We start from the raw sequence: 2,492 nt of genomic DNA on the forward strand, positions 1-2,492 counted from the left end.
CTGCGCCCAGAACAACATCGATCACCGACTGACCAAGCCCCGGCATCCTTGGACGAACGGGCAGGTCGAGCGGATGAACCGCACGATCAAGGAAGCAACCGTCAAGCGCTACCACTACGAGACGCACGACGAACTCCGACAGCACCTCGACCAGTTCGTCGCCGCCTACAACTTCGCCCGTCGCCTGAAGACTCTACGCGGCCTCACGCCCTACGAAGCCATCTGCAAAGCCTGGACAGAAGAACCGTCCAGGTTCATCCATGACCCGCACCACCAAACCCCGGGACCAAACACCTAGGAGACGAGGGGGCGCCCTTCGCGCTCGACGGCACGCTGCCGGCGGAGGCGGAGCCCGAGGCGATGGTCCGGGCCGCCTTCGGCCTGATCCTCCAGCGCGAGCCCGACCCGGAGGCCCTTCGCTTCCACGGGCACGCCTTGCGGGCCGGGGGGCCCGCGGCCACCATGCTTCGCGGCCTGCTGGCCTCGCCGGAGGCCCTGGAACGCGGCGAGCAGCTCTTCCTGCTGCTGGCCGACGCGCCCTCGCCCGGCTGAGCGCGTCCCCGAACCGTCCCCGCCCGAGGTGCCGATGAGCAGCGAGGCTTCCCCCCGGCCGCCGGCGCCGCGCCTCCTCGTGATCGGCGCCGAGCCGGGCGACCGGCGCGCGCTCGACTTCTGCCTCGGCCTGCCGCCGCCATGGCCCGTCACCCTCCTCACGCCGCTGCCGGGCGAGGACGCCGGCGCCTTCCCGGCCGCGCCCGCGGGTGGGCTGCGCGAGTGGCGGCGGGGCGTCGAGCCCCCGGGCGTCACGGCCGCGGCGCTGCTGGCCGAGGCGGGGGTCGAGGGCCCGGCGCCGCTGCTCGGCCTCGCGCTGGCCGCCTCGCGCAACGTGGCCCTGCGCCGGGACCTGCTCCGCCTGGCGGGGGAGGCCGACATCGTGCTGCACTTCTCGGCATGGTCCGCCGAGGCGTGCCGCGGCCACGGGCGTCCGGAGGTCTACCTCCCCGCCGGCTTCCTGTTCGGCGCCGCGCTGGAAGGCCTGCGCGGCCACGACCTCGGCGGCGCCTGCGAGCTTCTCTGGGCGCTGGAGAGCGACCTTGCCCAGCGCGCCGCGCTGACGCTGAGCCCCGGCTCGCCCGAGGCACGGGCCTTCCGACTGCTCTACGGGCTCGCCGCCCTCGAGAAGGGCGGGCCGGGCGCGCTCGCGGAGAGGCTGCCCGCGCTGGCCGGGGCGGGCGCCCGGCGGCCGGAGATCCTCCCGGTCACCCTCGCGCTCAACGACTACCCGCTGCACGACCCGCGCAACGGAGGCGCGGTGCGCAGCCAGGGGCTGCTCGCCGGGTTCGACCGGGACGTGGTGGCGCTCACCCTCGGCGCGCGCCCCGCCGTGGTGGCCCTCGGCCCGCGGGTGATCGAGGTCGTGCTGCCGCGGGCGCCGGCGCAGCGCCGGCTCGCGCGCGACCTGCACCGCCTCGCCGACGCGCCGCTCGACGACCTCGTCGCCGCCGCGCACGCCGCGGAGAACCCGGCCCTTGCCGCGCTGCTCGCGGGGCTCGGGCCGAGGCTGGACGCGGTCGTCTTCGAGCACCCCTACATGGCGCCCCTTCTCGCGGGGCTGCGGCGCGACGCCGGCCCGGTGCCCGTCGTCCACCACGCGCACAACGTGGAGGTGGCGCTGAAGGCCGAGCTCCTAGCCGGCCATCCCCTCGCCGCCCCTGCCCTCGCCTTCGCGAGGCGGCTGGAGAGCGCGCTGGTGGCCGAGGCCGACCTCGTCCTCTGCTGCAGCGAGGCGGACGCCGACCATTTCCGGGCGGGCGGCCGCGCGGACCGCGTCCTCGTGGTGCCGCACGAGGCGATCATGCCCGAGGACGCGCCGCAAAGTGCCCCGCCCGGCGCGGGGGCGCCGCTGCGCGTGGGCTTCCTCGCCTCCGCCCACCCGCCGAACCAGGAGGCGGCTCGCTTCATCGCGGAGGACCTGGCGCCGGCCTTCCCGGAGGCGGTCTTCGAGATCGCCGGCAGCGTCTGCGCGACCCTGCCCGCCGCGCGGCCGGCCAACCTCCTCGCGCACGGCGTCCTGCCGCCGGATCGCCTGCGCGCGGCGATGGCCGGGTGGAGCGTCGCGCTCAATCCCGTGGAGAGCGGCGGCGGGTCGAGCGTGAAGCTCGCGGAGTACCTCCTCCTCGGCCTGCCGAGCCTCAGTGTCCATCCGGGAACAGATGAAGGCATTTGAATCGGTTGTGATTGGCTCGCCGCAGCGGGTTGAGGAAGAAGAGCGTCCATGTGGACGCCCGAGAACCGGCCCAGATACGACCGCAGCCAGCTGCGCTACCCGAGCGATCTGACCGATGAGGAATGGTCGATCGTCGGCCCGCTGATCCCGCGCGCGAAGCGCGGCGGCAACAGGCGGTCGGTCGACGTGCGCGCGGTGCTGAATGGGGTGATGTACATCCTGAGCACTGGCTGTCAGTGGGCGGCGCTGCCGAAGGATCTGCCGC

General features: G+C 74.7%; 4 protein-coding genes. All 4 read left to right on the forward strand.

What is annotated here, in order from left to right; translation table 11 throughout:
- The coding region (locus EAH89_RS30670) for an integrase core domain-containing protein (protein WP_140887955.1) at window positions 1-298 on the forward strand (298 nt) is incomplete at its 5' end.
- 62 nt (window positions 299-360) lie between these two features.
- Window positions 361-552: a hypothetical protein gene (locus EAH89_RS30675; RefSeq protein WP_140887958.1), complete on the forward strand. Its 192-nt coding sequence runs from the start codon at window positions 361-363 to the stop codon at window positions 550-552.
- A 34-nt stretch (window positions 553-586) separates the two neighbouring features.
- The gene (locus tag EAH89_RS30680; RefSeq protein ID WP_140887961.1) at window positions 587-2,227 is read left to right on the forward strand and encodes a glycosyltransferase; all 1,641 of its coding nucleotides are present in this window, start codon (window positions 587-589) and stop codon (window positions 2,225-2,227) included.
- A gap of 48 nt (window positions 2,228-2,275) precedes the next feature.
- A partial coding sequence (locus EAH89_RS30685) for a transposase (RefSeq protein WP_140887747.1) occupies window positions 2,276-2,492 on the forward strand: 217 nt, incomplete at its 3' end.

This window comes from Muricoccus nepalensis (genome assembly GCF_006438825.1).
GTDB classification, from domain to species: domain Bacteria; phylum Pseudomonadota; class Alphaproteobacteria; order Acetobacterales; family Acetobacteraceae; genus Roseomonas; species Roseomonas nepalensis.